Genomic DNA, 26487 nt, shown 5'->3' with positions numbered 1-26487 from the left:
TGTCAATTAGATAATTTATTGAAGATATTTTTTAATTATCTCATTTTCTAATTGACACATTTTCTAATTCAAAATTATCTTAGTAATGAAAAGTGTCCTCGTAAAATTGGTTTTGTATTATCTATTTTTAAGGCATACCAATAATCTGAAGCCGGAAGCGGTGTTCTCTCAAAAGTTCCGTCCCAAGTCATATTAGAAGCGTTTAACTGCGCGATGAGTTTGCCATAACGGTCAAAAATAGTGACTTCTGCCTGTGGATAATTTTCCATTCCGGTTACTTCCCATAAATCATTATGAGTGTCATTATTTGGAGTGAAAAATGCTGGAAAAACAAGAACAACAAAATTTTGCGTATCTCCGCCGCAGCCGCTTTTCTCGCGAACATATGCCGTTTGCAGTCCGCCCGGAACATCATAAAAAACATTCGAATCCTGAAAATTAACGCCGTCTACAGAAAATTCAAAATACGGAGCTTGTTTTTTAATGTAAATTACCACTCTCGTTCCGCTTACATCAATTCGGTCTATTTCTGGAACCGGACGCTCTTCAACTATTATTGTTTTTGTACTTGAACAGCTTTCAGGAGCAGGACTTGTTACAATTACAGTATAAGTACCACCTTTTGAAACAGGTGTTGTTTGTCCTGTATCTCCATTTGACCATGCATAAGTCATTCCCGAAACTCCCGCATCTAGTATTATAGTTTGAGATTGACACAGCGGTAAGGTTTCATCGTGAACAACTGGCGGCGTATAAATTTGAATTTCTACAGGCGTACGAGTTGGGTTGATACAGCCAGAGTTTGAAGCCTCAGCATAATAAGTTGTATTTGATGAAATTGTTGGCGTTGTAAAACTGCTTCCGTTAAAAACACTTGTTCCTCCAGTTTGAGTTGTAAACCAGTTAATAGTTCCAATGTTTGAACTTGCCCTAATAGTTACAGATCCTGGCCCGCAATTTGAATAAGAAGTCTGACCTGCAACCGGAGTTGTTGGGGTCATGTTTACCGTAGCCGTAACCGATTTTCTGTTTGATTCGCAGCCTGCATCTACATAATAAGTTGTTGTAGTATTTATTGTTGGAGTAGTATACGTGTTTCCTGTTCCTAATAAATTTCCTCCTACAGCGGTATCATACCAGCTAATTGTTGCTCCTGCAGTTGCTGTTGCAGTAAAAGTAAAAGTTCCTGAATCGCAAACCGGATTTGGATTTGCTCCCGGTGTTGCAACAGGAATTGTAATTTTTGTACTTGCCGCAATTTCAAGCGGAGATTCTCCCGGCATTCCGCCATATTCCACCACATAACCTTTTGGCTGATATGGGTCACCAGACGTTAACGAACCGGTATTAGAAAGGTCGTTCCATGAACCTCTAATCCCTATTCCCGGTTGTGTAATATGTGCATAATCTTCTTCACCTAAATTATTTGGTTCTCCAGAATTCCAGAAAGTATAATTCATTATAGTCCCGGCTTCAGGACCGGTAACCCATTTCCATAAGCCTTCGGTTTCGGCATCGCTTCCGCCAATCCATCCCGTTCCTGAGGCTTGTTCACCTATTAATTGAGCCTCATCTGCAGATAAAACGGTAGCTAAATATCCTGTAAGCCCGTAATAAGTACTGGATTCTGCAGCTGCTTTGGCACTTGTCCAGGTAATACCAATACTCGGAACAAACAAATAAAAGTGCTGTGTTGAAGGTAAATAATTGGCATTACCAATTGTTATGGAGAAAGTTCTTGTTCCAGAAGCTGAAGCCGAAGAATTTGAGAAAACCACATCTTTTACAGCATCAATTAAGTCAGTATATAAAACATTAGCACCTGTTGGGCTGGTTATGCTTAATTTTCCTGCTGTTACATCCCAGCTTGTTATTACATTAGGGTGTGCCGCCGGATTTGAAAGTGCAAGCTGATCTAAACCACTTGAATAACCAGATGAAATTTGAATATAAACACCTTTAGTTGCTGTTTCCGCAGGATCGTGCGTAATAGTAAAATCAGTTACAATTTTTATAGTGTTTTGTGGGCAGTATAACTGATCTCCGGTTGCTTTAACAATAGGAGCAGTTGTTGCAGGTTTACTACAGTCGTTTGAGTATTTTGCTGTACTTTCTTTGTAGGCCGTCCAGTTTGTATTTGAATAAATCTCATTATCAACTTGTATGCAGGTTAGACTTGAATTCGATTTGAAATTTCCATGGCTTATTTTTGCGTTCTGCCCGTTTTTTAAATTCAAATTTGTTAACAGATTGTCATTACACAAAAGAGTAGTTAGATTAATATTTTTAGATAAATCTAAACTAGATAATTGATTATTATTGCAATCTAAGTGTCCTAAAATTGAATTATTAGAAATATCCAGAGAAGTTATTTGATTTTTACCGCAATCGAAAAATCCTAAATCTGGATTATTGGAAACATTTAGAGAAGTTATTTGATTATTATTTGCGATTAAAAATTGCAATGCTGCGTTTTTAGAAAGGTCAAGATTTGATAAATTGTTATTATCGCACCTTAGAGCAATTAAATTAATGTTTTTTGAAAGATCTAAAGCTGTTAACTTATTAAAGAAGCAAGATAAGCTTGTTAAAGAAGTATTTTTAGTAATATCTATACTTGTTAGGTTATTGTTGGAAAAAAAAAAAGTGTTTAAGGAGGTATTTTTTGAAACATCCAGACTGCTTAATTTATTATTCTCTATAGATAAAACTTCCAATGCCGTGTTTTTTGAAAGATCTATAGTAGATAATTCATTATACTCGCACGATAAAGACTTCAGGAAAATGTTGTTTGTAAGGTTTAAAGTGGTAAGAGCGTTTCTTTGATATATATTATCATTCGCTATTCCCAAGGCTAATCTTTCCAGTTTTACAAAAGATTCAATACCAGTTAAATCAGCAATGTTTCTACCTTGAATGAATAATATCGTTACATCTTTAACATTTGCAGTCAGAACCTGGCTATCAATAACGCCGCTGTCAATGCCTAAATCAATTAGAGCCTGTTCAAAATTTGGATCAGGAATAGATGTATATTGAGCAAATCCGGTTAAAGGGAAAAGCAGTAAGAAAAATAAATGTTGTGGTTTAAGGAAATAGATAGTTTTCATTTTATAAAAGTATCAATTTCTTAATAATAAAAAAATATATTTATATTTCTAACATTTAAATACTGAAACTAATTTAAAAATCACATTTTTTTGGTAAAAATATTCTTTAATTCTTAGTTTGGCCAGTTTAATTTCTGGAATAAATCCCAAACCACAATTCCGGCGCTTACAGAAATGTTTAAGGAATGTTTTGTGCCTAATTGCGGAATCTCAATACAGCCGTCGCAAATAGCAACCGCTTCCTGAGATACGCCATAAACTTCGTTTCCAAAAACTAAAGCGTATTTTTGGTTTTTCTCCACTTTAAAATCCTGAAGAAAAATGGCACTTTCAACTTGTTCAATAGCAAGAGTAAGGACATTTTCTTTTTTTAGGTTTTCTATAACTTCCAATACATTTTCGTGATGTTCCCACGCAACGGTTTCAGTCGCGCCAAGAGCAGTTTTATGAATTTCTTTATTAGGAGGAGTCGCTGTAATACCGCAAAGAATTATTTTTTCGATCAAAAAAGCATCGGCAGTTCTAAAAACAGATCCAATATTGTGCAAACTGCGAATATCATCCAAAACTAATATTAAAGGAGTTTTGTCTGATTTTTTAAAATCTTCGATTGATTTTCTGTCTAGTTCGCTATTTTCGAGTTTTCTCATTGGTTTAAATTCAGGTCATAAAAAAAGCTTCCAAAGATAAGGAAGCTTTTTCAATTATTTTGTTGTTTCTCAGATTAGCTTTTTACTGGATCTGGTAAAACTGTACCTTTAATTGTAAGTACTTTTGTTGGTTGTCCTTCAGCATTTGAAGTAACAGTTACAGTTTTTGTAAAAGCACCAACTCTGTCAGTAGCATATTTTACACCAATAATACCTTTAGCACCTGGAGCGATTGGCTCTTTTGGTGTTGTAGGCACTGTACAACCACAAGAACCTTGAGTGTTAGTAATGATTAACGGTTTTGTTCCGTTGTTAACAAAAACGAATTCACGTTTACCGTCAGCATTGTGAGCGATAGTTCCGTAATCGATAGTTTCTGTTTCAAAAAGCATTCCTGCTCCTTCAACTTTAGCAACTTTAGCAGCTTTAGCTTTTTTAGTTGTTTGTGCGTTAGTAGCCGTAATACCAGCTACAGCTAACATAGCGAATAAAATTATTTTTTTCATTTTTAAGGGTCTTTTTTAATGATGAACAAAGCTATATAAAATTCTTATATCTGAACATAAAAAAATCTTAAAATATTTTAATTTTTGAAGTGACTGTTATGCCGCCAAAAAATTATAAATTCGCTGTCTTAATTTTCATTTAAAAACATATCAATTTTGGCAGCTAAAGAGAAAGTGGTGAAGGAAACACCTTTAATGAAACAGTATAACGAGATCAAGAGAAAATATCCTGATGCCTGTCTGCTTTTCAGAGTAGGGGATTTTTATGAAACTTTTGGAGAAGATGCCATCAGAGCTTCTAAGATTCTTGGGATTACTTTAACAAAAAGAGGTGCAGGGTCTGATACTGAGACAGCTCTGGCAGGCTTTCCACACCATTCAATCAATACATATTTACCAAAATTGGTGAAAGCCGGACTTCGTGTTGCAATCTGCGATCAGCTTGAAGATCCTAAAATGACAAAAACGATTGTAAAGCGAGGTGTTACAGAATTGGTGACTCCGGGAGTTTCTTTAAACGATGAAGTTTTACAATCAAAAACAAACAACTTTTTAGCATCTGTTTATTTTGCTAACAAAAATATCGGGATTTCATTTTTAGATGTTTCGACAGGAGAATTTCTTACCGCTCAGGGAAATGCCGAATACATAGATAAATTACTGCAGAATTTTAATCCAAGTGAAGTTCTTGTTCCTAAGAATTGCAAAAGTGATTTTAAAACCGCTTTTGGAGAAGATTTTCACAGTTTTTATCTGGAAGACTGGATTTACAAAGAAGATTACGCTTTAGAAACGCTAACGAAACATTTTCAAACCAACTCTTTAAAAGGTTTTGGTGTAGAAGAATTAAAAGAAGGGATTATTTCTGCCGGAGCAATCCTTTATTATTTATCAGAAACGCAGCATAACAGAGTGCAGCATATTACAGCGATTCAACGAATTGCCGAAGATGCTTATGTATGGATGGATCGTTTTACGATTAGAAATTTAGAATTGTATCACAGCTATAATCCAAATGCAGTAACACTTTTAGATGTAATCGACAAAACGCTTTCGCCAATGGGCGGACGTTTGTTAAAACGCTGGCTGGCTCTTCCGCTAAAAGACGGTAATAAAATAAAAGGACGTCATGATGTGGTTGCGTATTTGAAATCAAATCAGGATGTTTTACAAAATATTCAATATCAAATTAAGCAAATTTCAGATTTAGAGCGTTTGATTTCTAAAATTGCAGCAGGAAAAGTTTCTCCGCGCGAAATTGTGTATTTGAAAGAATCGCTGGATGCTATTATTCCAATAAAAACCTTAGCGCTCGAAAGTCCGCAGGAAGCTGTAAAAGTTATCGGAGACAGTTTGCATTCGTGTGATTTACTGCGTGAAAAAATTAAAACTACCTTAAATCAGGATGCGCCGGTTGCTATTTCAAAAGGAAATGCAATTGCGGCAGGAATTAATGAAGAATTAGATGAGTTGAGAGCAATTTCTACATCTGGAAAAGAATTTTTGGAAGGAATAGAAAGAAGAGAATCAGAACGTACGGGAATTTCATCTTTAAAAATATCATTCAACAATGTTTTTGGATATTATATTGAAGTTCGAAACACACATAAAGATAAAGTTCCGGAAGAATGGATTCGTAAACAGACTTTAGTAAATGCAGAACGTTATATTACGGAAGAATTAAAAGAATACGAAACCAAAATTTTAGGCGCCGAAGAAAAAATTCATAAAATTGAATCGGAACTTTTTGAGCAGTTGGTAGCCTGGATTGCGACTTATATCAAACCTGTTCAAATGAATGCTTATTTGGTAGCACAATTAGACTGTTTATGTTCGTTTACGCAAATGGCGGTTGAGAATCAATATGTGTGTCCTGAAATTGATGAAACTTTTGAATTAGACATTAAAAACGGAAGACACCCTGTAATTGAAAAACAATTGCCGGTTGGAACTCCCTATATAGCAAACGATGTTTTTCTGGATAGAGAAACGCAGCAAATTATAATGATTACCGGACCTAACATGTCGGGTAAGTCGGCTATTTTAAGACAAACTGCTTTAATTGTGCTTTTAGCACAAATGGGAAGTTTTGTTCCTGCTGACAGTGTAAGAATGGGAGTTGTAGATAAAATCTTTACAAGAGTAGGTGCTTCTGATAACATCTCGATGGGAGAATCGACTTTTATGGTTGAGATGAATGAAACGGCTTCTATTTTGAACAATATTTCAGATCGCAGTTTGGTGCTTCTGGATGAAATTGGAAGAGGAACAAGTACGTATGACGGAATTTCGATTGCCTGGGCTATTGCCGAGTTTTTGCACGAACATCCATCAAAACCAAAAACGTTGTTTGCAACTCATTATCATGAGTTGAATGAAATGACAGAATCGCTTTCCAGAATTCAAAATTATAATGTTGCGGTAAAAGAATTAAAAGACACCGTTCTTTTTGTTAGAAAGCTTGTAAAAGGCGGAAGTGAACATAGTTTTGGAATTCACGTGGCAAAAATGGCCGGAATGCCCCAGATTGTAATTTTGAAAGCACAGAAACTTTTAAAGAAATTAGAAAAAAATCATTCGAGCGATGCATTAAACGGCGTAAAATCTGCGAATGATGAAATGCAGATGAGTTTCTTTAATCTTGATGATCCTTTGCTGGAAGAAATCAAAGAAGAGATCTTAAGCCTCGATATTAATGCGATTACACCCGTTGAAGCATTGATGAAGCTGAATGAAATAAAAAGAATGCTGGTTAAGAAATAAATCGAAAAAATTTTTCAAGTTTAAAGTTTAGGTTATCAGAAAGTTATAAAATAAGTAAATATTTTTTTGAAAAAAGGCTTGTGTAATTGAATAAATGTCCTAAATTTGCACTCGCAATACGAAACAAGTCAAGTATTGTAGTTCTTACTAGAATTTGAAACGCGAAAATAGCTCAGTTGGTAGAGCGCGACCTTGCCAAGGTCGAGGTCGCGGGTTCGAGCCCCGTTTTTCGCTCAAAACCATATAATGCTCGGATGGTGAAATTGGTAGACACGCTGGACTTAAAATCCAGTGAACAGCAATGTTCGTGCGGGTTCAAGTCCCGCTCTGAGTACTAAAGCCTCTTCTTTTGAAGAGGCTTTTTTTATTTAGTAAATTCTTTAAAGTGCTAACGCGCTGAAATTCGAAGGTTCGGAGAATCTAAATCAATAATCTAAAATCAACAATCTAAAATCAACAATTCAATATATGGGTGCTTTTGTAATTAGTAGGCGATTTAATGATGAATATAAGTTTGTGTTTACTTCTCGAAAAGGGAAAGTGATTTTTACAAGTTTGAGTTATGAATTGAGGTTTGAATGTGAAGAAGATATTGAAAGGTTTAAAAGAACAATTGAACTTTCTAAATTTTTAAAATTTAAAGGCTCTGGAGGAAAGTATTTTTTTAAATTGATGTTAGATGGCGTTCACTTTGCAACAAGCCGAAAATACACTACAGAATTGCTTTTGCAAAAAGGAATAAAAGAAATTGTGACTTATGCTTCAAAAGCGGAGATTTTAGATTTCTCGTCGAGTGAACCGATTTTTGGAGATGAAGAGGTTTCTGTTGAAGAGGAAATAGAAGATTAAATAAAAAGAAATTCCAATATTTTAATTCCAAACCCCAACAATACATTATGTATATTGGAATTTGGAATTTTAAAATATTGGAATTTTGTTTTGTTGATTTTTGAGCAAAAAAAAACCATCACAAGGATGGTTTTAAAATCTTTAGAATTTAGGTTCTAATTATTTTTTTACTTCTTTAGCAGCTTCTTCTACTTTAGCAGCAGCAGAATCAACTTTAGTAGCAGCTGAGTCAACAGTTGCAGCAGCAGAATCAACTACAGCAGCAGCAGAATCAACAGCAACAGCAGTAGAATCTACAGTTTCAGTAGCTGCGGCGTCAGCTTTTTTACAAGATACAACAGTTAAAACAGCAACAACAGCTAAACTTAAAAATACTTTTTTCATCTTACTTTATTATAAAAGGTTAATTATTAATTCGTGGCAAAGATATAAATTTTTTAATATGTAAAATATTTTTTCACTTTTTTTTTAAAATATTTTCCTAGCTCACGTTTATCTTATTTATCAAAGAATATGCCAAAAATATAAAATTATCTTAAATTATTTAATGTTTTGTATAAATAATTTTTTGTTGAAAATTCTACGGTCGAATTGGCTATTTCATTTCTCTTAATTGCATTTTATCTTGCTTTTTAAGGAATATTGCTTTCGTGTACACAATGAAAATTACCAGCTTTTAATTCGTTTCTCTGAAATAATCGCTCCCAAAATTTAATTTGAATCGTGACTTACTTCGAAACAACTCTCATAATTGCATTTGTGGCTCCCTTGTTGTTTTGAATAAAAGATTCGCAAATTTGACTTTTTTCTTTAAGAAATGTTTGATCAGTCAGAAGACGGTCTAAAATTTCTTTTAATTCAGAGATATTAGAAATTGGCATACATCCGCTAAGCTCAACTAAAGAAACCGCTTCGGCAAAATTAGAATAATTAGGGCCAATTACAATTGGAATTCCAAATGTTGCCGGTTCTAAAATATTATGAATTCCCGGGTTCCCAAATCCGCCGCCAACGTAAGCGATCGTTCCGTAGCTATATATTTTGGTTAAAATCCCGATGGTGTCAATTATAAATACATTATAACTTGATAAATCTTTGTTCTCTTTTTCAGAAAATAAAACTGTCGATTTTGTAATTTGGGATTTCAGATTCGAGATTTGATCCGTTTTTATATTATGCGGTGCAATAATAAATTTTACATTTTCAGGAGCCTGATTGATGTATTCAGCAATTAAAACTTCATCTTTTGGCCATGAACTTCCAATAACTATCGTTTGCTGGTTATTTTTGAAATTTTCGATGTAATCAAGAGTATTGTCTCTTTCTAAAATCGCAGCAACTCTGTCAAAACGCGTATCGCCGGATACAATTACATTGTTAAAACCTATAGCTTCAATTTTTTGTTTAGAACTTTCATTCTGCACAAAGAAATAAGTGAAGGCTTTTAATGCTTTTCTGTAAAAAGCGCCATACCATTTAAAAAACATCTGACTGTCCCTGAAAATTCCGGAAATCAAATAAGTTGGTGTTTTGCTTTTTTCTAATTCCTTTAAATAATTTAACCAAAATTCATATTTGATGAAAAAAGCAAATTCAGGATGAACTAATTTTAAAAATCTTTTAGCGTTGCTTTTGGTGTCCAAAGGCAGATAAATGGTGACATCTGCAACCGTGTTATTTTTACGCACTTCGTATCCCGAAGGGGAAAAAAAAGTTACAATAATTTTATGCGACGGATATTTTTCTTTGATTTTTTCAATTACAGGAAGTCCTTGCTCATATTCGCCAAGCGAAGCAGCGTGAAACCAAATTGTCTTGTCTTCGGGCTTTATTTTTTCTTCTAAAAAGGAGAATACATTTTTTCGACCTTCAACAAAAAGCTTAATTTTCGGACTAAAAAGTGCGACTATTTTAAGAAAAAACGCTGCTAAAGAAACAGCTAAATTGTATAAAAAAAGCATGTAGTAATTTTTGCAGCTAAATTACATTTCTTTCGTTTATTTTCATTGGTTTGAAGGTATTAATAACTATTTTTGTTCCTTCTTTCTGACATTCTGGTTTAATAGAAAGGCTTTTTTAAATAAAATATCGAAAATGAAAAAAATACAAATGGTTGACTTAAAAAGTCAATATGAAAAAATAAAAACAACTGTAGACGCTTCAATTCAAGAGGTTTTAGATACAAATACTTATATTAACGGACCTTTAGTTCATCAGTTTCAAAAAAATCTTGAAGACTATTTAGGAGCAAAACATGTGATTCCTTGTGCAAATGGAACCGATGCTTTGCAAATTGCAATGATGGGTCTGGATTTAAAACCAGGTGACGAAGTTATTACTGCCGATTTTACTTTTGCAGCAACAGTTGAGGTTATTGCATTGTTACAATTAACCCCGGTTTTAGTTGATGTTGATTTGCATAATATGAACATCGATATTGATGCAGTAAAAAAAGCAATTACGCCAAAAACAAAAGCAATTGTTCCGGTACATTTATTTGGACGCGCTGCTAATATGGACGCCATTATGGAAATTGCAGCTGAACATAATTTATATGTAATCGAAGATAACGCACAAGCAATTGGAGCTGATTATATTTCAAAATCTGGAACAAAAAGCAAAGTTGGAGTTATTGGTCACGTTGCAGCGACTTCATTTTTCCCTTCTAAAAACTTAGGCTGCTACGGAGACGGTGGAGCAATTTTTACAAATGATGATAAATTGGCTCACGTTATCCGCGGAATTGTAAATCACGGAATGTACGAGCGTTACCACCATGATGTTGTGGGTGTAAATTCACGTTTAGACAGTATTCAGGCAGGAGTTTTAAATGCAAAACTGCCTTTGTTAGATGAATATAATAAAGCACGTCGTTTGGCAGCTTCAAAATACAATGCAGCTTTCGCTGGAAACAAACACATTGTTACACCGGAATTTGATGCAAATGAAAATGATCACGTTTTTCACCAATATGTTTTAAGAATCTTAGATGCCGACAGAAATGCTTTAATGCAGCATTTGTTAGATAAAGGAATTCCATGTGCAATTTATTACCCAATTCCATTGCATTCTCAAAAAGCATATTTAGATCCTCGCTATAAAGAAGAGCAATTTCCGGTTACAAATCAATTAGTACAGGAAGTAATTGCTTTACCAATGCATACAGAACTTGACGACGAGCAAATCAAATTTATTACAGATTCTGTTTTAGAATTTTTGAATAAATAATTAACAGCCAAAATAACCACATAAACAACCAAATAATGAAAGTATTAGTAACAGGAGGATTAGGATTTATAGGTTCTCACACGGTAGTCGAATTGCAAAATGAAGGCTTTGAAGTTGTGATAATTGATAACCTTTCAAATTCTTCAGAAGATGTTTTAAAAGGAATTACAGCCATTACGGGAAAAACGCCTTTATTCGAAAAAATTGATTTAAGAGAAAAAAGTGCCGTTCGGGATTTCTTTAAAAAACATAATGATGTTACTGGGGTAATTCATTTTGCCGCTTCAAAAGCAGTTGGTGAAAGTGTTGAGCAGCCTTTGTTGTATTACGAAAACAACATTAGCAGTTTAGTTTATCTTTTGCAGGAATTACAGCAAAAACCTGAAGCAAGTTTTATTTTTAGTTCGTCTTGTACGGTTTACGGTCAAGCCGAAAAAATGCCAATTACAGAAGATGCTCCGGTTCAAACAGCAATGTCTCCTTACGGAAACACGAAACAAATTGGAGAAGAAATAATTGCAGATACAGCAAAAGTAACTAACATTAGCGCGATTTTATTGCGTTATTTTAACCCAGTTGGTGCGCATTCTTCTACTGAAATAGGAGAATTACCATTAGGAGTTCCTCAAAATTTAGTTCCGTTTATTACACAGACAGGAGTAGGTTTGCGTCAGGAATTATCTGTTTTCGGAAATGATTATCCAACACCAGACGGAACTGCTGTTCGCGATTATATTCACGTTGTCGATTTAGCAAAAGCGCACGTAATTGCATTACAGCGTTTATTGAATAAAAAGAATTTAGCGAAAGTTGAAACTTTTAATTTAGGAACTGGAAAAGGAAGTTCTGTGCTTGAAGTGATTCACAGTTTTGAAAAAGTAAGCGATAAAAAACTGCCATACGTAATTAAGCCACGTCGCGAAGGTGATATTACAGAAGCATATGCAAACACAGATAAGGCTAATAATGTCTTGGGTTGGAAAGCTGAATTAAGTTTAGACGAAGCTATGGCAAGCGCCTGGAAATGGGAACAAAAAGTGAGGAATAAATAATTCTCCACATTAAAATTATAAAATTTTAAGATCCCAAATTATAGCAATATAGTTTGGGATTTTTTTTTAGATGCTGATTATTATGAAACAAAGTTTAGATTATAAATTGATTTTTGCTCTGGCAGCTGTTGGAATTATCTGGGGTACTACATTTTTAGGAATCAGGGTTGCGGTTGAGACTATTCCGCCTTGGTTTGTTACTTCAATTCGTCAAGGATTGGCTGGATTGATTATGATGACTATTTTATTATTCAAAAAAGAATTAAAATGGATTGGTTGGCAGAGTTTTAAACAACAACTTATTCCTTCGGTTTTGATGATTGTAATTGCAAATGGTTTTACCACAATTGCAGAAAAGACATTACCAAGCGGATTGGCATCTGTAATAAGTGCGTTATCTCCAATATTGATATTTCTTGGAAGCATTTTAGTGGGTTTGCAAAAAATGAGCTTTAAAGGTTTTGTTGGAGTATTAATTGGGTTTTCGGGAGTTGTTTTTATATTCAAAGACGGACTTGGGTCGTTTTTAGATGCTGATTATAGAACTGGAATGATGTTTATGGGATTTGCGATTTTAGCTTGGGCCATTGGAACAATTTACACCAAAACACACGCCAATAAATCAAACAATATTGTACTTAATTTGTTTTATCAATTTACATCTGCGTCTTGTATTCAGTTGGTTTTGGCTTCAATTTTTTCGCCAAATCCTGATTTTAGTTCGTGGACTTCCAGAAGTATTTTTGCGGCTTTGTATTTGTCGATTTTTGGATCAGTAATTGCTTTTTTTAGTTATAGTTATGCTTTAAAACATGTTACAGCAGTTCAAGTTTCTATTTTAGCTTATATAAATACGATAATTGCAGTTTTTCTGGGTTGGTTGCTTTTAGACGAAGTTATTACAATTGATTTTATTATTGCTACTGCGCTGATTATTCTTGGCGTTTTTATTGTCAATTATAAGAAGAAGGAAAAGAAAGCTTTATAAGTTTTGATTCAGTTTATTTTGTAAATTTGTAAGAATAAAAAATGTAGGAATTATGAATTCGGAAGAAGAAAATAAAAAGAAGAATAAGGTTGAAGAACCTGCAACTGAATACGAGATTCAGAAACCGAAATTTAAAGGCATAGACCCTGACACTTTTGATTTTGATGCCGAGTTTGCAAGAGGGTTAACACCGGAGGAGTTTAAAGCTGAAATGTCTAAAAGAATAAAGGCTTATCCTTGGAAAAAATAATTTTTGAAAAAGCAGTTCTTGAATATTTTGATAATTTAGTTTATTCACTTTTTAAAGAAGAGTATTTCGGTTCTCATGAATCCGCTCAGAATTATATCGATAAAATAGTTGATTTTATTATTTCGAGTACTTCTACTTTTCCTCCCAAGAAAACTCCAAAATCACTTCAATATTTAGGTTCGAATTATATTTTTTATAAATCAAATGCAAGAACAACTTGGTATATTTTCTTTGAGAAAAGAGATCGGAATTATATAATAACAGGAATTACAAATAATTATACAGAAGAAGCAAAAGAGCTATAAAAACAAAATCCTCATAAACAATTAGTTCATGAGGATTTTTTTATGAATATAGTTTTTAACTGATCACTAAAAACTGAATACTGAATACTAATTAAGCATTCGCAGTAACCGCTTCTTTATCAATTTTATTAATCAAACCAGCTAATACTTTTCCTGGACCAACTTCAGTAAACAAAGTAGCGCCGTCAGCAATCATTTGCTGTACAGATTGCGTCCATTTTACAGGAGCAGTCAATTGAATGATTAAGTTCTTTTTAATTTCGTTTGCGTCAGAAACCGCATTGGCAGTTACGTTTTGGTAAACCGGACAAATAGGAGTAGAGAATGTAGTTGCTTCAATTGCTGCAGCTAATTCTTCTCTTGCTGGTTCCATCATTGGCGAGTGAAATGCACCACCAACAGGTAAAATTAAAGCGCGTTTTGCTCCCGCAGCTTTCATCGCTTCACAAGCTTTTTCAACTGCTGAAGTTTCTCCAGAAATAACTAATTGTCCAGGACAGTTATAATTTGCTGCAACTACAACACCGTCGATAGAAGCACAAACTTCTTCCACAATATTATCAGCTAAACCTAAAACTGCAGCCATTGTAGATGGAGTGATTTCGCAGGCTTTTTGCATAGCAAGTGCACGTTGAGAAACTAATTTAAGACCATCTTCAAAAGATAAAGTTCCGTTAGCAACCAATGCAGAGAATTCTCCTAAAGAATGTCCTGCAACCATTTCTGGTTTAAAATCTTCGCCTAAAGTTTTCGCTAAAATAACAGAATGTAAAAATACTGCCGGCTGTGTAACTTTAGTTTCTTTTAGTTCTTCGGCTGTACCTTCGAACATGATATCTGTAATTCTAAAACCTAAAATTTCATTGGCTTTTTCGAATAATTCTTTGGCTAAAGCCGAGTTTTCATATAGGTCTTTGCCCATTCCTGTAAACTGTGCGCCCTGACCTGGAAATACGTATGCTTTCATTTGTCTAATTTAATTTTTACTTTTTTTAAAATTGAAAATTAGTTTCAATTGGAAGGCAAAAGTACTATTTTTTTATTTCGTATAGTCCTTAAACATATAAATCCATGCTAATCTTGAAAATCTAAGATTAAAAGAAGTAAGTAAAGTAATGACAACAGCAATGATTGGAATAATTCTTAAATCGAAATTTGTCTCAAAGAAAAACTGAGCAATACAATACGTAGCAATTCCCTGAGCGACTGTTAATCCGTAGTTTACATACATCGCGCCAAAGAAATAACCAGGCTCTTTTTGGAACTTGTAATTGCAATGACTGCAGTATTCATTCATTTTTGGAAGACCAAAAGATAAAAAAATATTTCTGTCTGTAAATACTTTTCCTTTATGACAAACAGGACATTCGTTGCTTAAAATATGAGTTAATGAATTTGACATGACTTTGATGTTTTTTATTTATACAAAGTTAATTCAGAGCAGGATAAAAGCCTTTTTAGTATCTTCGCTTATTCTAGCACAATAAAGACATTTGTTATGAAAAAATATCCCATTTACAGCGTTCAGAATTTTAGCTGCAATGATATTCATCGCGATTTTTACGTCAATACTTTTACAGAGCATTTAAAAAGCCACAGTTTTGTCGAAGAACCGCATCGCCATGATTCGTATTTAATGGTATTTTTTACAAAAGGTTCCGGACAGCACGAAGTCGATTTTGACCAATTCGAAATTAAAAGAGGAAGTTTATTTGTGCTTCAGCCCGGACAAATGCATCATTGGAGTTTATCTAAAGATGTTGAAGGTTTTGTGATTATCTTTTCGCAGGAATTGTACAACTTGTATTTCGGACAAAAAAATATCAACGAATATAATTTTTATCATTCCATTCATAACCGACCGGAATTGGTTTTCGAAGAAAAAGAAATTCCGAAAATTCAGCCTTATTTTGATTTGCTGATTCAGGAAAACAATCAGAATAATAAATATCAGCTGGATAAAATGCTGAATTTATTAGATTCAATTCATATCGAAATTGCACGCAAATATGGCGAAACCTATTCTCATCAAACGCATTCGTACAATATTAAAATCAATAAGTTTGAATCGCTTTTGGAGGAATATTTCAGAACTGAAAAATTGCCGTCTTTCTACGCAGAAAAATTAAATATTACATTAAAGCATTTAAACAGAATCTGCAATGAAATTCTGCAAAAGACAGCCACAGAAGTTATCACAGATCGTGTAATCCTAGAAATTAAAAGAATGCTGATCGACAAACAATTAGCCGTAAACGAAGTAGCCTTTAAAGTTGGCTACGAAGATTACTCCTATTTCTCCCGATTCTTCAAAAAACAAACAGGATTATCACCAACAGAATTTCGAAATACAGTGCGATAAGTTTTAAGTTTGCCACGACCCGAGCGATAGCGAACAGGCGAAGCAATTACACTAATTTCCACGAATTTTTTTCTTTCAAAACTGAAAATGTTCTTTTTCTGCCACAGATTATAAAGATTAAAAAAGATTTTTTTTCCTGTATTGTGAGAATAAATAATCTGTGAAAATCCTTTTAATCTGTGGCAAAAAAATAATTCGTGAAAATTCGTGTAATTCGTGGCAAACCCCAAAAAAAACCTGCACTCCCGAGAAAAGGTGCAGGCTTCGTAACCAACCAAATTAAAACCTATTATAAAGTATTAAGCTTGTTTTACAAATTGTAATTCAATGTTTAATTTTACTTCTTCACCAACTAAAACACCTCCAGTTTCAAGAGCTGAGTTCCAGTTTAAACCCCAATCTTTACGATTGATTTTTCCTTCAATGCTTAAACCTACTTTTGTATTTCCCCAAGGATCAGTTAGGATTCCGCTATATTCTACAGGAAAAGTTACGCTTTTAGAAACACCTTTAATGTTTAAATCTCCAGTAATTTCATAGCTTCCTTCATTGATTTTTTTGAAAGACGAAGCTTTGAAAGTTAATTTTGGATGATTCTCAGCATCAAAGAAATCACCGCTTCTTAAATGTCCGTCTCTGTCTGCATTTGCAGTATCGACTGAAGCAATATCAGCAGAAAATTCAATAGCTGCATTTTCAAAGTTGTCTCCGTCTGTAGTAATTGTTGCGTCGTAAGTTCCAAATTTACCTGAAACATTTGTAAACATCATGTGTTTAACTTTAAAACCAATTTCTGAATGTGTTGGGTCAATTGACCATTTTGTAGTTGCCATAATTTTATTTTTTAAATATTAATTTATTTCATTTTGATAGGACAAAGTTACTTCGGTTGTCTTCGTTTGGCACTTAACCTAGATTAAGAAATGAAGACGAAATAAATATTTGATTCCCAGTTTGTTTTGTTTTTATTGTTTGAAAAATTGCATTGAATTAGTAATTCATCGGAACATCCATCAATAAAAATTCAGCATCTGTATTTGCTTTTATGTTTAAGATATCAGTTCCTGAAATTCCAACGGCATCACGAGTGTTTAATTCCTGCCCGTTGATCGTAACATTTCCTTTTAAAACGAAAGCATAAACTCCGTTTCCTTCTTTTTTAATTTTATATTCAGTCGTTACGCCAGAGTCAAAATTTCCCATATTGAACCAAGCGTCCTGATGAATCCAAACACCTTCATCATCAGCATTTGGAGATAAAATCTGAGATAATTTATTATGTCTGTCCGCAACATCTAAAGTAATTTGCTGGTAACGTGGCGTAACGTTTCTTTTATTTGGAAACAACCAGATTTGCAATAATTTAGTCTGCTGATCAGCATTCGGGTTAAACTCACTATGCTGCACTCCGGTTCCTGCACTCATTACCTGAATATCACCATTTTTGATAATTTCAGTATTTCCCATACTGTCTTTGTGAGCCAAATCTCCTTCTAACGGAATGGTGATAATTTCCATGTTATCGTGAGGATGCGTTCCAAATCCCATTCCCGCAGCAATCGTATCATCATTCAAAACACGAAGCGCTCCAAACTGAATTCTGTCCGGGTTGTACCAGCTCGCAAAACTAAAACTGTGATAAGCATTTAGCCATCCGTGATTTGCATTTCCTCTTGTTTCTGCTTTATGTAATATTATATTTTCCATGATCTTGTATGTTTTGTAATTTTATAGTACAAAGATACCACCAAGGTCAAGGAAACGCACTTAACCTAGATTAAGAAGTTTTTCTGAGAGGTTCAAAGGTTCAGAGTTGCAGAGGTTCAAAGGTTTTTTCTGGAGCAGAAATTTTGGTTTTCAAAAGACGTTCAGTCCCGCTATCCGTTGCAATCTTTTGTGTCTCGTTGAAGAAACGAGACACAAAAGGATTTTCACTTCTATCGGGGCTATACTAGAAATTTAATTTTCAGAAGTTGGATAGGTGTAAAGGGATAACGTTCCGAAGGAACAAAACATATTGTAGGGATGGATTTTATCCATTCTTCAAAGATTGGCGATATTGCATGAGGAGTTTCTTGTGGAGATTCCTCGTTCCTCGGAATGACAAATAATAGGCGATAAAAAGACAGAGATAAATTATTTAATTCTAATTAATTTCCCTTTTCCAACCACTTCATCAAGATAATTTGCAGACGAACTTTGCTTATCATGCATATTAAATAGAATAGTGTCTTTTGTAATTTGATCTTTTGAAATACTTATAATTAAATCCGTATTAATAAAATTATCCAATAGTATTTTGTTGCCATAAGAAATTGTTCCTTTCGGTAAATACTTGTTGTCAAATTTGAAAACACTATCATTAAAAGTAATTTTATCTTTTTGAATATACGAATCGTTTTCTTCAATTAAATAATTATAGCGACCGTTAAGTTTATCTGTTTTCTGATTGAAGTTAATAGAAAGGAATATTATTATTAAAGCGAAATATTTCATAGGATTCTAACTAAATTGATTAATAAACTGCTGTACAACAGCATCTGTATTTTCATGGCGTTTTTTTCTTTCTAAAACAATTGGCGGCGCAGCTCTTTCCAGGCAATCTTTTACAGCACAAGTTTCACAAGTTACACCAACAATTCGTTTCACTAAAGGTTTTCCTTCAATGAATTTGAATTTCTTTTTCATCGTTGGATTAATTAAAATGCCGACAGAAATACTTCTAATATAATTTTCTGCAAAAGGATCTTTTGTAGCCGATGAAAAAACTAAATATTCGTTTCCGCTATTGGCGTAACTGGATATTTGTGCATCAAAAAAATGAGATTTATTTTGTTTGATGGCTTCGTCAATCGTTTTAACCGAAACCCATCTTCTGCAATAATGCTCGTTGGTTTCGTTGGCGTGTGGTTCCTGCTGGTGCGTAATATGTAATTCCTTATTGATTTGGTAAACATCCGAGCCAACTTGGTGAGATAATCTTAAAAAGAATAAGTTTTTCAGCTGAAAATCTTTCGGTAATAAATTAGTTAATCGCTGATAAAAAGATTCAGGCGAAACTTCAAAACTTTCAATTAATTGAACAAATTCTTCAGGTTTTGGATTTTCATTTTCTAAAAAAGAATTGATTTTTTCAACCACTAATTTTCTCGGTAATAATAAAGCACCAGCAAAATAAGAAGCATAAAAGTTATGCAAAACCTGATCGAAATTTTCAAACTTAATCCAGCTGAAAGTCAATAATCGATCGGAGATTTTTAAATAATTATAAGCAATTTCTTTGGCTAGAATAAAAGCCTTTTGCGGAGCATCGAGTTCTGTTGAAAGTAATAAAGTTTTGCTTTTTGGAACATAAATCGAACGTAAATCGTCTAAAGCTTCCTGATCTGTAAAAGCAATTTCTTTTATATTGTATTCGTATTCTTCTTTTAGAATATCTTCTAACTCTTCGATACTTATTTTAGAATCCAGATTAATTTGAAACGACTTCGAAAACGCAATTACTTTTTCTTCTAAATCTTCAAAATAATTACTGTGTGCTTCCTGATACGAGCGCAAAGCGGCCAAAAAGAAACTTTCGCGGCTTAAATTATAATGTTGTGCAATTTCGATAATCGTACTGATAAATGCATTGACTTTTGCAGGAGCATTCGCAATAATATCAATTAAATCAGCTTCCTGAATCCCGAAAAGCTCTAACGGAATCTCTTTTAAGATTCCTGATTTTAAGATTTCACCAATCGGAGCGAGATTATTATCAAGTTTTAAAGACACCATTTGGTCATAAGTCACGTCCAAATGTTCGCAGAGAAGTAAAATTTTATCTGTTTTTGGATATTTTTTTCCCTTTTCAATCTCGTTTAAATACGATTTTGAAAGATTTGTCAGTTTGGCCAAGCCAAAAAGTGACAGATTTTTTTGCGTTCTGACTTGCTTCAATTTTAGTCCGAAGATCAGCTTTATATAGTCTTTTTCGATATCCATGAATCAAATATAGTTATTCTAAAAATAATCGCCAAAAAATTATTTTTAAAATTTAGCGAACGTTCGCTTGTTTTGTAAAAAACTTTTTTCTAATATTGTGGTGTAGAAATTATTATATATCAGATTGTTATGGTTTAGTGTTTTGAAAAACAACAAACGATTCAATTGTTTCTAACGAAAATTAAAAACCACAGCTATGAAAAACCAAATTGAAATTACCGAAACGGCAATGGAATTTTTAGCCGAAAAGAAGCTTCGTTATCCAAAAATCTGGACAGAAGAAGCGATTGTTTTTATAACTGAATTGCATAGAAAATTCGAATCACAACGAAAATTATTGCTTTTACAGCGCGACCAAAAACAAGTCACTTTTGATCAGGGAATCATGCCGACTTTTATTCCGGAAACGAAGAATATCAGAGAAGGTAATTGGACAGCTGCCGAAACTCCAAAAGATTTATTGGACAGAAGAGTAGAGATTACAGGTCCGGTTGATCGCAAAATGATTATCAATGCATTGAACTCTGGAGCGAAAACTTTTATGGCCGATTTTGAAGACAGCACTTCGCCAACCTGGCAAAATTTGATGGAAGGCCAGCTGAATTTAATCGATGCGGTTAGCAAAACAATCACGTATACCGATTTGGTGAAGCAAAAGTCCTATCATTTAAATGAAAAAATCGCAACGCTAATTGTTCGTCCAAGAGGTTTGCATTTGCCGGAAAAGCATCTTTTAATTGAAGGAAATGAGGTTTCGGGTTCTTTGGTAGATTTTGGATTGTATGTTTTTCATAATCATAAACGACTTTTAGAAAACAATTCTGGGCCGTATTTCTACATTCCGAAACTAGAACATTATCTGGAAGCCCGCTGGTGGAATAATGTAATTGATTTTACCGAGGATTATTTGAAACTAAAAAGAGGAACTATAAAAGTGACGGTTTTAATTGAAACTATAACGGCAAGTTTTCAGCTTGATGAAATCATTTACGAATTAAAAGAGCATATCGTTGGTTTGAACTGCGGACGCTGGGATTATATTTTCTCTTATATCAAAAAGTTTAGAAAAAATCCAAAATTCATTGTTCCGGATCGTGATCAGGTAACTATGACTTCGCCTTTTATGAATGCTTATTCAAATCTGGTAATTCAAAGATGTCATAAACGCGGAATTCATGCAATTGGCGGAATGGCAGCGCAGATTCCGATTCGAAATAATGAAGAAGCAAATGCTGCCGCTTTCGCGAAAGTAAGAACGGATAAAGAACGGGAAGTTAAAAATGGACACGATGGAACTTGGGTCGCACATCCGGATTTGGTTTCGCTGGCAAAAGAAATTTTTGATAAAGGAATGCCGACTCCAAATCAAATTCATATAAAAAGAGAACATCGAAAAATTACAGAAGCTGATTTAATTGAACCACCAATTGGAATCATTACAGAAAATGGTGTTCGAAAAAATATCAATGTTGCGGTTTTGTATCTCGCTTCATGGCTAAACGGACAAGGTGCAGCTGCTTTGCATAATTTGATGGAAGACGCTGCAACAGCTGAAATTTCGAGATCGCAATTGTGGCAATGGCTTCAGAATAAAGTGGTTTTAGATAATGGACGAAAATTAGATTTGGCTTATTATCATGAACTAGCTTTAGATGAATTCAGAAAAATTAAAGAAGAATTAAGCGAAGAAAATCATGAAAAACAACAATTTCCATTGGCTGAAAAAGTACTGGAAAGATTAGTAGTAAATACTGATTTTGTTGACTTCTTGACGATTCCATGTTACAAATACTTGTGATTTTTTAGACACAGAATATATAAATAAAATCAGCTCAATCTGCCAAATCTGCGAGCGAATAATTTTTTCACGCAGATTTAGCAGATCAGGCAGATAAAATTTAGTATTAAATTATTTAAACACATAGAAACATAGATTTTAATTTTTCTTTAAAAAGGGAAAAGAAAAAACTAGTTTTTCACACATAGTCCCGATAGCTATCGGGATGCATTGAAACAAGTGAAACGTCTTTAACCACAAAGTATAACTATGTTTCTATTTGTTAAAAAAATAAGTCCAGTTAAAACTGATTACTGATAACTGAGACTGAAAACTTTACTAACCACTTAAACTATACTTATGAAAACAACAGAAGACAGAATTCAGGAATTGATTAACGATTGGATCACGAACCCAAGATGGAAAGGTGTTGAACGTCCTTACACTGCAAGTGAAGTAGTTGAACTTCAGGGGTCTTATCATATTGAGCATTCTATTGCCAAAATGGGAGCGCAAAAATTATGGAAAAAGTTAAAAAGTCAGGATTATGTAGCTGGTTTGGGAGCGTTGACTGGAAATCAGGCGATTCAGGAAGTTGATGCTGGTTTAGAAGCAATTTATTTAAGCGGATGGCAGGTTGCTGCTGATGCAAATCTGGCGGGAGAAATGTATCCTGACCAATCACTTTATCCGGTAAACAGCGTTCCGATGGTGGTAAAAAAGATCAACAATGCTTTACTGCGTGCTGATCAGATTCAGACCGTAAATAAAATTGAAGATAAAAAAGATTATTTAGTTCCTATTGTAGCTGATGCTGAAGCAGGGTTTGGAGGAAACTTAAATGCTTTCGAATTAATGAAATCTATGATTGAAGCAGGAGCTTCTGGAGTTCATTTTGAAGATCAATTGAGTTCTGCTAAAAAGTGCGGACACTTGGGCGGAAAGGTTTTGGTTCCAACTCAGGAAGCGATCAATAAATTAATTGCGGCTCGTTTAGCTGCAGATGTTATGGGTGTTTCGACTTTAATCGTTGCCAGAACAGATGCTGATGCAGCAAATTTATTAACAAGCGATGCAGACCCAAGAGATAGAAAGTTTTTAACCGGAGAAAAAACTGCGGAAGGTTTCTTTTATGTGAAGAACGGAATCGAGCAGGGAATTGCAAGAGGGTTGAGCTATGCTCCTTACGCCGATTTAATTTGGATGGAAACCAGTAATCCGGATTTAGAATTTGCGAGAAAGTTTGCAACAGCTATGAAAAAAGAATTCCCGGATAAAATGCTGGCATACAATTGTTCCCCGTCTTTTAATTGGGCCGCGAAATTAACGGTTGCCGAAATGGAAACGTTTAGAGAGGATTTAGCGGCAATGGGTTATAAATTCCAGTTCATCACTTTGGCAGGATTCCACGCTTTGAACACAAGTATGTTTGAATTGTCTAAAGCGTATAAAGAACGCGGAATGGCGGGTTACTCTGAATTGCAAGAACGTGAATTCGCATTACAGAAAAACGGATTCAGAGCAGTAAAACATCAGGCTTTTGTAGGTACTTCTTATTTTGATGCGGTTCAAAATACGGTTATGATAGGAAGATCTTCAATAACAGCGATGAAACATTCTACAGAGGTTGAGCAATTTTAATTCAAAAGAAAAGCCAGTTCAATGAACTGGCTTTATTTTTTTTGCCACAGATTAAAAGGATTAAAAGGTTTTTTTTTCGCCACGAATTACACAAATTTCCACGAATTTTATTTCAATTTTTAATACGATTTAATTCGTGGAAATTTGTGTAATTCGTGGCAACATTTTTTTAAATCTATTTAATCCTTTTAATCTGTGGCAAAAAAAAACTATTTCTTCAAAAGTCTAGCTTTCATTTTGCTGAAGAATTCTGGTGTTACGCCAATGAAAGAAGCGATTTGTTTTTGAGGAACTTTATGAACCAATGTTCCGTATTTTTTAGTGAATTTTTCGAAACGTTCTTCGGCGGGTAAACTTAAATTGTCCATTAATCTTTGTTGATTAGCGACTAATGAATTTTCAATTAAAATTCTAAAAAAGCGTTCCAATTTTGGAATTTCAAGATACAATTGTTCCTGATTTTCTTTGGATAAAGAAACAACTTCGGCTTCTTCCAGAACTTCAATAAAAAGCTGTCCCGGTTTTTGCGAAAAATAACTGTACATATCGCTCATCCACCAGCCTTCGCAGGCAAATGATAAAACATGTTCCACAATATTATCATTGATATTGAAACTTCTTAAAATTCCCGAGTTTACGAAATAGGAATGTTTACAGACTTCGCCGGCGTTTAATAAAATCGTTTTGGCTTTATAAGTATTCGTTTCTAATTTTGATAAAAAAAGTGTTTGTTCCTCTGGTGTCAAAGAAACATGTTTGGCAATATTTTCAAGAATTAATGCCATTATTTTTCGTTTACTAAAGTGAATGAAGTCGCTTTAAAACGATTTTTTTCAATTGTTCCGGTTACAGAAGCTTTTCTGATGGCATTGCAAAATCCATCTTCTGCATGTGCGTCTCCGTGATCGTGAATGGTTGTTCCGTCAACGAAATAGGTTTTTCCGTCAATACGGACCGCTAAATCACAGCTTTTACCTTTCATTCCAAATTGGCATTCTCCGCAAGAAGCTTCTACAATTGTTGGTTTCTCAAATTTCTTCTTGTCTTGTGCTTGAGCCGCGATTCCAATAAACAGGAAAAGCATGAATATAAGTTTTTTCATTTCTTAAGAATTTACAGTTATTAATTTTGCCGTTTCTTTGGCGCGTTCTGTTACTTTTTCGATTGGAGTTGATAAAGAATCCTGAGCTAAAACAACTCCCATTCGGCGATACGGTCTTGAAGTTGGTTTGCCAAAAATCCTGAAATCAGTTTTTGGTAAAGCAGCGACTTTTTCGATTCCGGTAAAAGTTGGATTTGTTGAATCTTCGGATGCTAAAATTACAGCACTTGCTCCGGCTTTTTCTAAAGTAATTTCAAAAATTGGAAGACTTAAAATCGCTCTTAAATGCAATTCGAATTCATTAAAATTCTGAGTTCCTGCTAAAGTTACCATTCCGGTATCATGCGGACGAGGAGAAAGTTCAGAGAAATAAACACCTTCTTTAGTCAAGAAAAACTCAACACCAAAAAGTCCGGCTCCTCCAAGTGCTTCCGTAATTTTTTCGGCCATATCCTGAGCTTCGTATAAATCAGCTTCAGAAACCTGTGCCGGCTGCCAGCTTTCCTGATAATCACCGCGTTCTTGTCTGTGGCCAATTGGAGCGCAAAACAAAGTTGGGTTATTATTTTGTGTAATTGTCAAAAGCGTAATTTCCGAATCAAAATTGACAAAGGCCTCTACAATAACTTCTATAACATCACCACGCGAACCTGCAACGGCATATTGCCAGGCTTTTTCGATATCGCTTTCTGTTTTTATAGTCGATTGCCCTTTTCCTGATGAAGACATTAAAGGTTTTACGACGCACGGAATTCCAACTTCCTGAACCGCTTTTTGCAGTTCTTCTGCTGAAGTGGCGTATTGATATTTTGCTGTTTTTAATCCTAATTCTTTTGCTGCTAAATCACGAATTGCTTTACGGTTCATGGTAAAGTTTGCTGCTTTCGCCGAAGGAACAACAGTGATTCCCTGTTTTTCGTAATCGTAAAAACGTTCGGTTCGAATGGCTTCTATTTCTGGAACTATAAAATCTGGTTGGTGTTTGGCTACAATTTTGTCTAGCGCTTCGCCGTCGAGCATATTAATGACTTCAAAACCGTGTGCAACCTGCATGGCTGGTGCATTTTCGTAACTGTCAACTGCAATTAAGGTTTGTCCGATTCGTTGGGCGGCAATGACAAATTCTTTGCCTAATTCGCCTGAACCCAAGAGTAGTATTTTCATTTTATTTGATTTAAAGTTTGGGTATTTTGGCTTGCTTTTACAATAATTAAACTGCTTATAAAAATTAAAATCATTAATATAAATGATAGGAATAAAATCATTAGTATTGAAAATAGAATTTTGTCATAAAGTTGTACTCTCAATGCAACAGATATTCCGTTAAAAAATAATCCGACTATATAAAGTGTGAAAAGAGCTAATATTAATTTTGAACTTACTCCAAAAGAAAATTGAGAACAAGCTTGAAAATAAGTGATTTGATTTAATGAATAACTTATTTTTTTAGCTGTATTCCAAAAAAGAAAAATGATAAATATTGGAAATAAAATTCCCCAGAAAATTGGATTCCAAAAAATACCGAAATCACATATTTGAATACATAAATCGATAAAATAACTATCCGAAAATATTAATAATGGAAAAAAAGCGGTCACAAAAATCCCAGCAATAATTGCGTGTTTTTGAATATTATTTTTTGATTCCATTTAAATTTAGTTTGGAGAGTAAAGATAAATAAAATGGAATTTATTCTCACGCAGATTTTGGAGATTTGGCTGATTTGAGTTTAATTTTTACATTAAGTAACCACAATCTTGTCATTTCGATTTCTATGATAAAACCAAATCTTTTTGATAATGGATTTGGTTTTTTATTACCGCAAAAACCCGATGTATTATTTTGTTTCTCACAGCGTTTAAAACGCTCATTTTATTCTTTCCTTCATCAACTTTTCTGATGTAGTATTTTCTTAAATCA

At 34.1% G+C, this 26487-nt stretch carries 25 protein-coding genes and 2 tRNA genes; 12 read left to right on the top strand and 15 right to left on the bottom strand.

All coding sequences use genetic code 11. From position 1 onward, the window contains the following. Positions 1-74 precede the first annotated feature (74 nt). The 3 genes from APR43_RS15370 to APR43_RS15360 all read right to left on the bottom strand — a co-directional run bounded on the left by APR43_RS15370 (position 75) and on the right by APR43_RS15360 (position 4266). Positions 75-3110, bottom strand: coding sequence for a T9SS type B sorting domain-containing protein (locus APR43_RS15370; RefSeq protein ID WP_082356412.1), 3036 nt, complete (start codon positions 3108-3110; stop codon positions 75-77). A gap of 113 nt (positions 3111-3223) precedes the next feature. Next, positions 3224-3760 (bottom strand): RNA methyltransferase, encoded by a 537-nt coding sequence (locus APR43_RS15365; protein WP_053471599.1) that lies wholly within the window; start codon positions 3758-3760, stop codon positions 3224-3226. Positions 3761-3834: 74 nt separating this feature from the next. Next, positions 3835-4266, bottom strand: a complete 432-nt coding sequence (locus APR43_RS15360) for a DUF1573 domain-containing protein (RefSeq protein WP_053471598.1) — start codon at positions 4264-4266, stop codon at positions 3835-3837. Between the two features lie 156 nt (positions 4267-4422). On the opposite strand from APR43_RS15360, the gene mutS reads away from it, so the two are divergent. The 4 genes from mutS to APR43_RS15340 all read left to right on the top strand — a co-directional run bounded on the left by mutS (position 4423) and on the right by APR43_RS15340 (position 7878). Beyond that, positions 4423-7029, top strand: coding sequence for a DNA mismatch repair protein MutS (gene mutS, locus APR43_RS15355; RefSeq protein ID WP_053471597.1), 2607 nt, complete (start codon positions 4423-4425; stop codon positions 7027-7029). A gap of 161 nt (positions 7030-7190) precedes the next feature. After that, positions 7191-7263 (top strand) — tRNA-Gly (locus APR43_RS15350). 14 nt (positions 7264-7277) lie between these two features. Continuing rightward, a tRNA-Leu gene (locus tag APR43_RS15345) sits at positions 7278-7363 on the top strand. Between the two features lie 134 nt (positions 7364-7497). Then, a complete protein-coding gene (locus tag APR43_RS15340) occupies positions 7498-7878 on the top strand; it encodes a hypothetical protein (protein ID WP_053471596.1) in 381 nt (126 codons plus the stop codon). A 159-nt stretch (positions 7879-8037) separates the two neighbouring features. On the opposite strand, the gene APR43_RS15335 is transcribed toward APR43_RS15340, so the two are convergent. Both APR43_RS15335 and APR43_RS15330 read right to left on the bottom strand, forming a co-directional pair. After that, complete coding sequence (locus APR43_RS15335) at positions 8038-8262, bottom strand: hypothetical protein (RefSeq protein ID WP_053471595.1); 225 nt, start codon at positions 8260-8262, stop codon at positions 8038-8040. A 344-nt stretch (positions 8263-8606) separates the two neighbouring features. After that, complete coding sequence (locus APR43_RS15330; RefSeq protein ID WP_053471594.1) at positions 8607-9839, bottom strand: 3-deoxy-D-manno-octulosonic acid transferase; 1233 nt, start codon at positions 9837-9839, stop codon at positions 8607-8609. Between the two features lie 133 nt (positions 9840-9972). Between APR43_RS15330 and APR43_RS15325 the strand changes: the two genes are divergently transcribed. From APR43_RS15325 to APR43_RS15305, 5 genes are all read left to right on the top strand, one after another. Further along, on the top strand, positions 9973-11106 hold the full coding sequence (locus APR43_RS15325) for a DegT/DnrJ/EryC1/StrS family aminotransferase (protein ID WP_053471593.1): 1134 nt from the start codon (positions 9973-9975) through the stop codon (positions 11104-11106). A 35-nt stretch (positions 11107-11141) separates the two neighbouring features. Then, the gene (galE, locus tag APR43_RS15320; RefSeq protein ID WP_053471592.1) at positions 11142-12158 is read left to right on the top strand and encodes a UDP-glucose 4-epimerase GalE; all 1017 of its coding nucleotides are present in this window, start codon (positions 11142-11144) and stop codon (positions 12156-12158) included. Between the two features lie 82 nt (positions 12159-12240). Continuing rightward, entirely contained in the window at positions 12241-13146 is a 906-nt protein-coding gene (locus APR43_RS15315) for a DMT family transporter (protein ID WP_053471591.1), read from the top strand. A 52-nt stretch (positions 13147-13198) separates the two neighbouring features. Next, a complete protein-coding gene (locus tag APR43_RS15310) occupies positions 13199-13396 on the top strand; it encodes a hypothetical protein (protein WP_053471590.1) in 198 nt (65 codons plus the stop codon). Then, positions 13384-13701 (top strand): hypothetical protein, encoded by a 318-nt coding sequence (locus APR43_RS15305; RefSeq protein ID WP_053471589.1) that lies wholly within the window; start codon positions 13384-13386, stop codon positions 13699-13701. Before APR43_RS15310 ends, APR43_RS15305 begins: the two co-directional genes overlap by 13 nt. 91 nt (positions 13702-13792) lie before the next feature. On the opposite strand, the gene fabD is transcribed toward APR43_RS15305, so the two are convergent. Together fabD and APR43_RS15295 are read right to left on the bottom strand one after the other, a co-directional pair. Next, on the bottom strand, positions 13793-14668 hold the full coding sequence (gene fabD / locus APR43_RS15300) for an ACP S-malonyltransferase (RefSeq protein WP_053471588.1): 876 nt from the start codon (positions 14666-14668) through the stop codon (positions 13793-13795). Between the two features lie 72 nt (positions 14669-14740). After that, a complete protein-coding gene (locus APR43_RS15295) occupies positions 14741-15103 on the bottom strand; it encodes a DUF983 domain-containing protein (protein WP_053471587.1) in 363 nt (120 codons plus the stop codon). 96 nt (positions 15104-15199) lie between these two features. On the opposite strand from APR43_RS15295, the gene APR43_RS15290 reads away from it, so the two are divergent. Then, the gene (locus tag APR43_RS15290; protein WP_053471586.1) at positions 15200-16063 is read left to right on the top strand and encodes a helix-turn-helix domain-containing protein; all 864 of its coding nucleotides are present in this window, start codon (positions 15200-15202) and stop codon (positions 16061-16063) included. A 299-nt stretch (positions 16064-16362) separates the two neighbouring features. On the opposite strand, the gene APR43_RS15285 is transcribed toward APR43_RS15290, so the two are convergent. From APR43_RS15285 to APR43_RS15270, 4 genes are all read right to left on the bottom strand, one after another. Continuing rightward, positions 16363-16896, bottom strand: a complete 534-nt coding sequence (locus APR43_RS15285) for a YceI family protein (protein WP_053471585.1) — start codon at positions 16894-16896, stop codon at positions 16363-16365. A 157-nt stretch (positions 16897-17053) separates the two neighbouring features. Beyond that, the gene (locus APR43_RS15280; protein WP_053471584.1) at positions 17054-17770 is read right to left on the bottom strand and encodes a pirin family protein; all 717 of its coding nucleotides are present in this window, start codon (positions 17768-17770) and stop codon (positions 17054-17056) included. A gap of 429 nt (positions 17771-18199) precedes the next feature. Then, positions 18200-18559 carry a hypothetical protein gene (locus APR43_RS15275; protein WP_053471583.1) on the bottom strand — a complete coding sequence of 120 codons (360 nt, stop codon included), beginning with the start codon at positions 18557-18559 and terminating at the stop codon, positions 18200-18202. 6 nt (positions 18560-18565) lie between these two features. After that, the gene (locus tag APR43_RS15270) at positions 18566-20047 is read right to left on the bottom strand and encodes a helix-turn-helix domain-containing protein (protein ID WP_053471582.1); all 1482 of its coding nucleotides are present in this window, start codon (positions 20045-20047) and stop codon (positions 18566-18568) included. 196 nt (positions 20048-20243) lie between these two features. Between APR43_RS15270 and aceB the strand changes: the two genes are divergently transcribed. Continuing rightward, positions 20244-21845, top strand: a complete 1602-nt coding sequence (aceB, locus tag APR43_RS15265) for a malate synthase A (protein WP_053471581.1) — start codon at positions 20244-20246, stop codon at positions 21843-21845. Between the two features lie 339 nt (positions 21846-22184). Continuing rightward, a complete protein-coding gene (aceA, locus tag APR43_RS15260) occupies positions 22185-23465 on the top strand; it encodes an isocitrate lyase (RefSeq protein WP_053471580.1) in 1281 nt (426 codons plus the stop codon). Between the two features lie 209 nt (positions 23466-23674). On the opposite strand, the gene APR43_RS15255 is transcribed toward aceA, so the two are convergent. The 4 genes from APR43_RS15255 to APR43_RS15240 are packed head-to-tail and all read right to left on the bottom strand — an operon-like array spanning position 23675 to position 26216. Then, positions 23675-24250, bottom strand: a complete 576-nt coding sequence (locus APR43_RS15255; RefSeq protein WP_053471579.1) for a Crp/Fnr family transcriptional regulator — start codon at positions 24248-24250, stop codon at positions 23675-23677. Further along, a complete protein-coding gene (locus APR43_RS15250) occupies positions 24250-24567 on the bottom strand; it encodes a DUF6370 family protein (protein WP_053471578.1) in 318 nt (105 codons plus the stop codon). Before APR43_RS15250 ends, APR43_RS15255 begins: the two co-directional genes overlap by 1 nt. A gap of 3 nt (positions 24568-24570) precedes the next feature. Beyond that, positions 24571-25731 carry a formate-dependent phosphoribosylglycinamide formyltransferase gene (purT, locus tag APR43_RS15245; protein WP_053471577.1) on the bottom strand — a complete coding sequence of 387 codons (1161 nt, stop codon included), beginning with the start codon at positions 25729-25731 and terminating at the stop codon, positions 24571-24573. Then, positions 25728-26216 carry a hypothetical protein gene (locus APR43_RS15240; RefSeq protein WP_053471576.1) on the bottom strand — a complete coding sequence of 163 codons (489 nt, stop codon included), beginning with the start codon at positions 26214-26216 and terminating at the stop codon, positions 25728-25730. Before APR43_RS15240 ends, purT begins: the two co-directional genes overlap by 4 nt. Positions 26217-26487: the final 271 nt, after the last annotated feature.

Source organism: Flavobacterium sp. NLM (assembly GCF_002210235.1).
Taxonomy (GTDB): Bacteria; Bacteroidota; Bacteroidia; order Flavobacteriales; family Flavobacteriaceae; genus Flavobacterium; species Flavobacterium panici.
The sequence above is the reverse complement of the archived record's forward strand: the minus strand, read 5'-3'. Positions and strand labels throughout refer to the sequence as shown.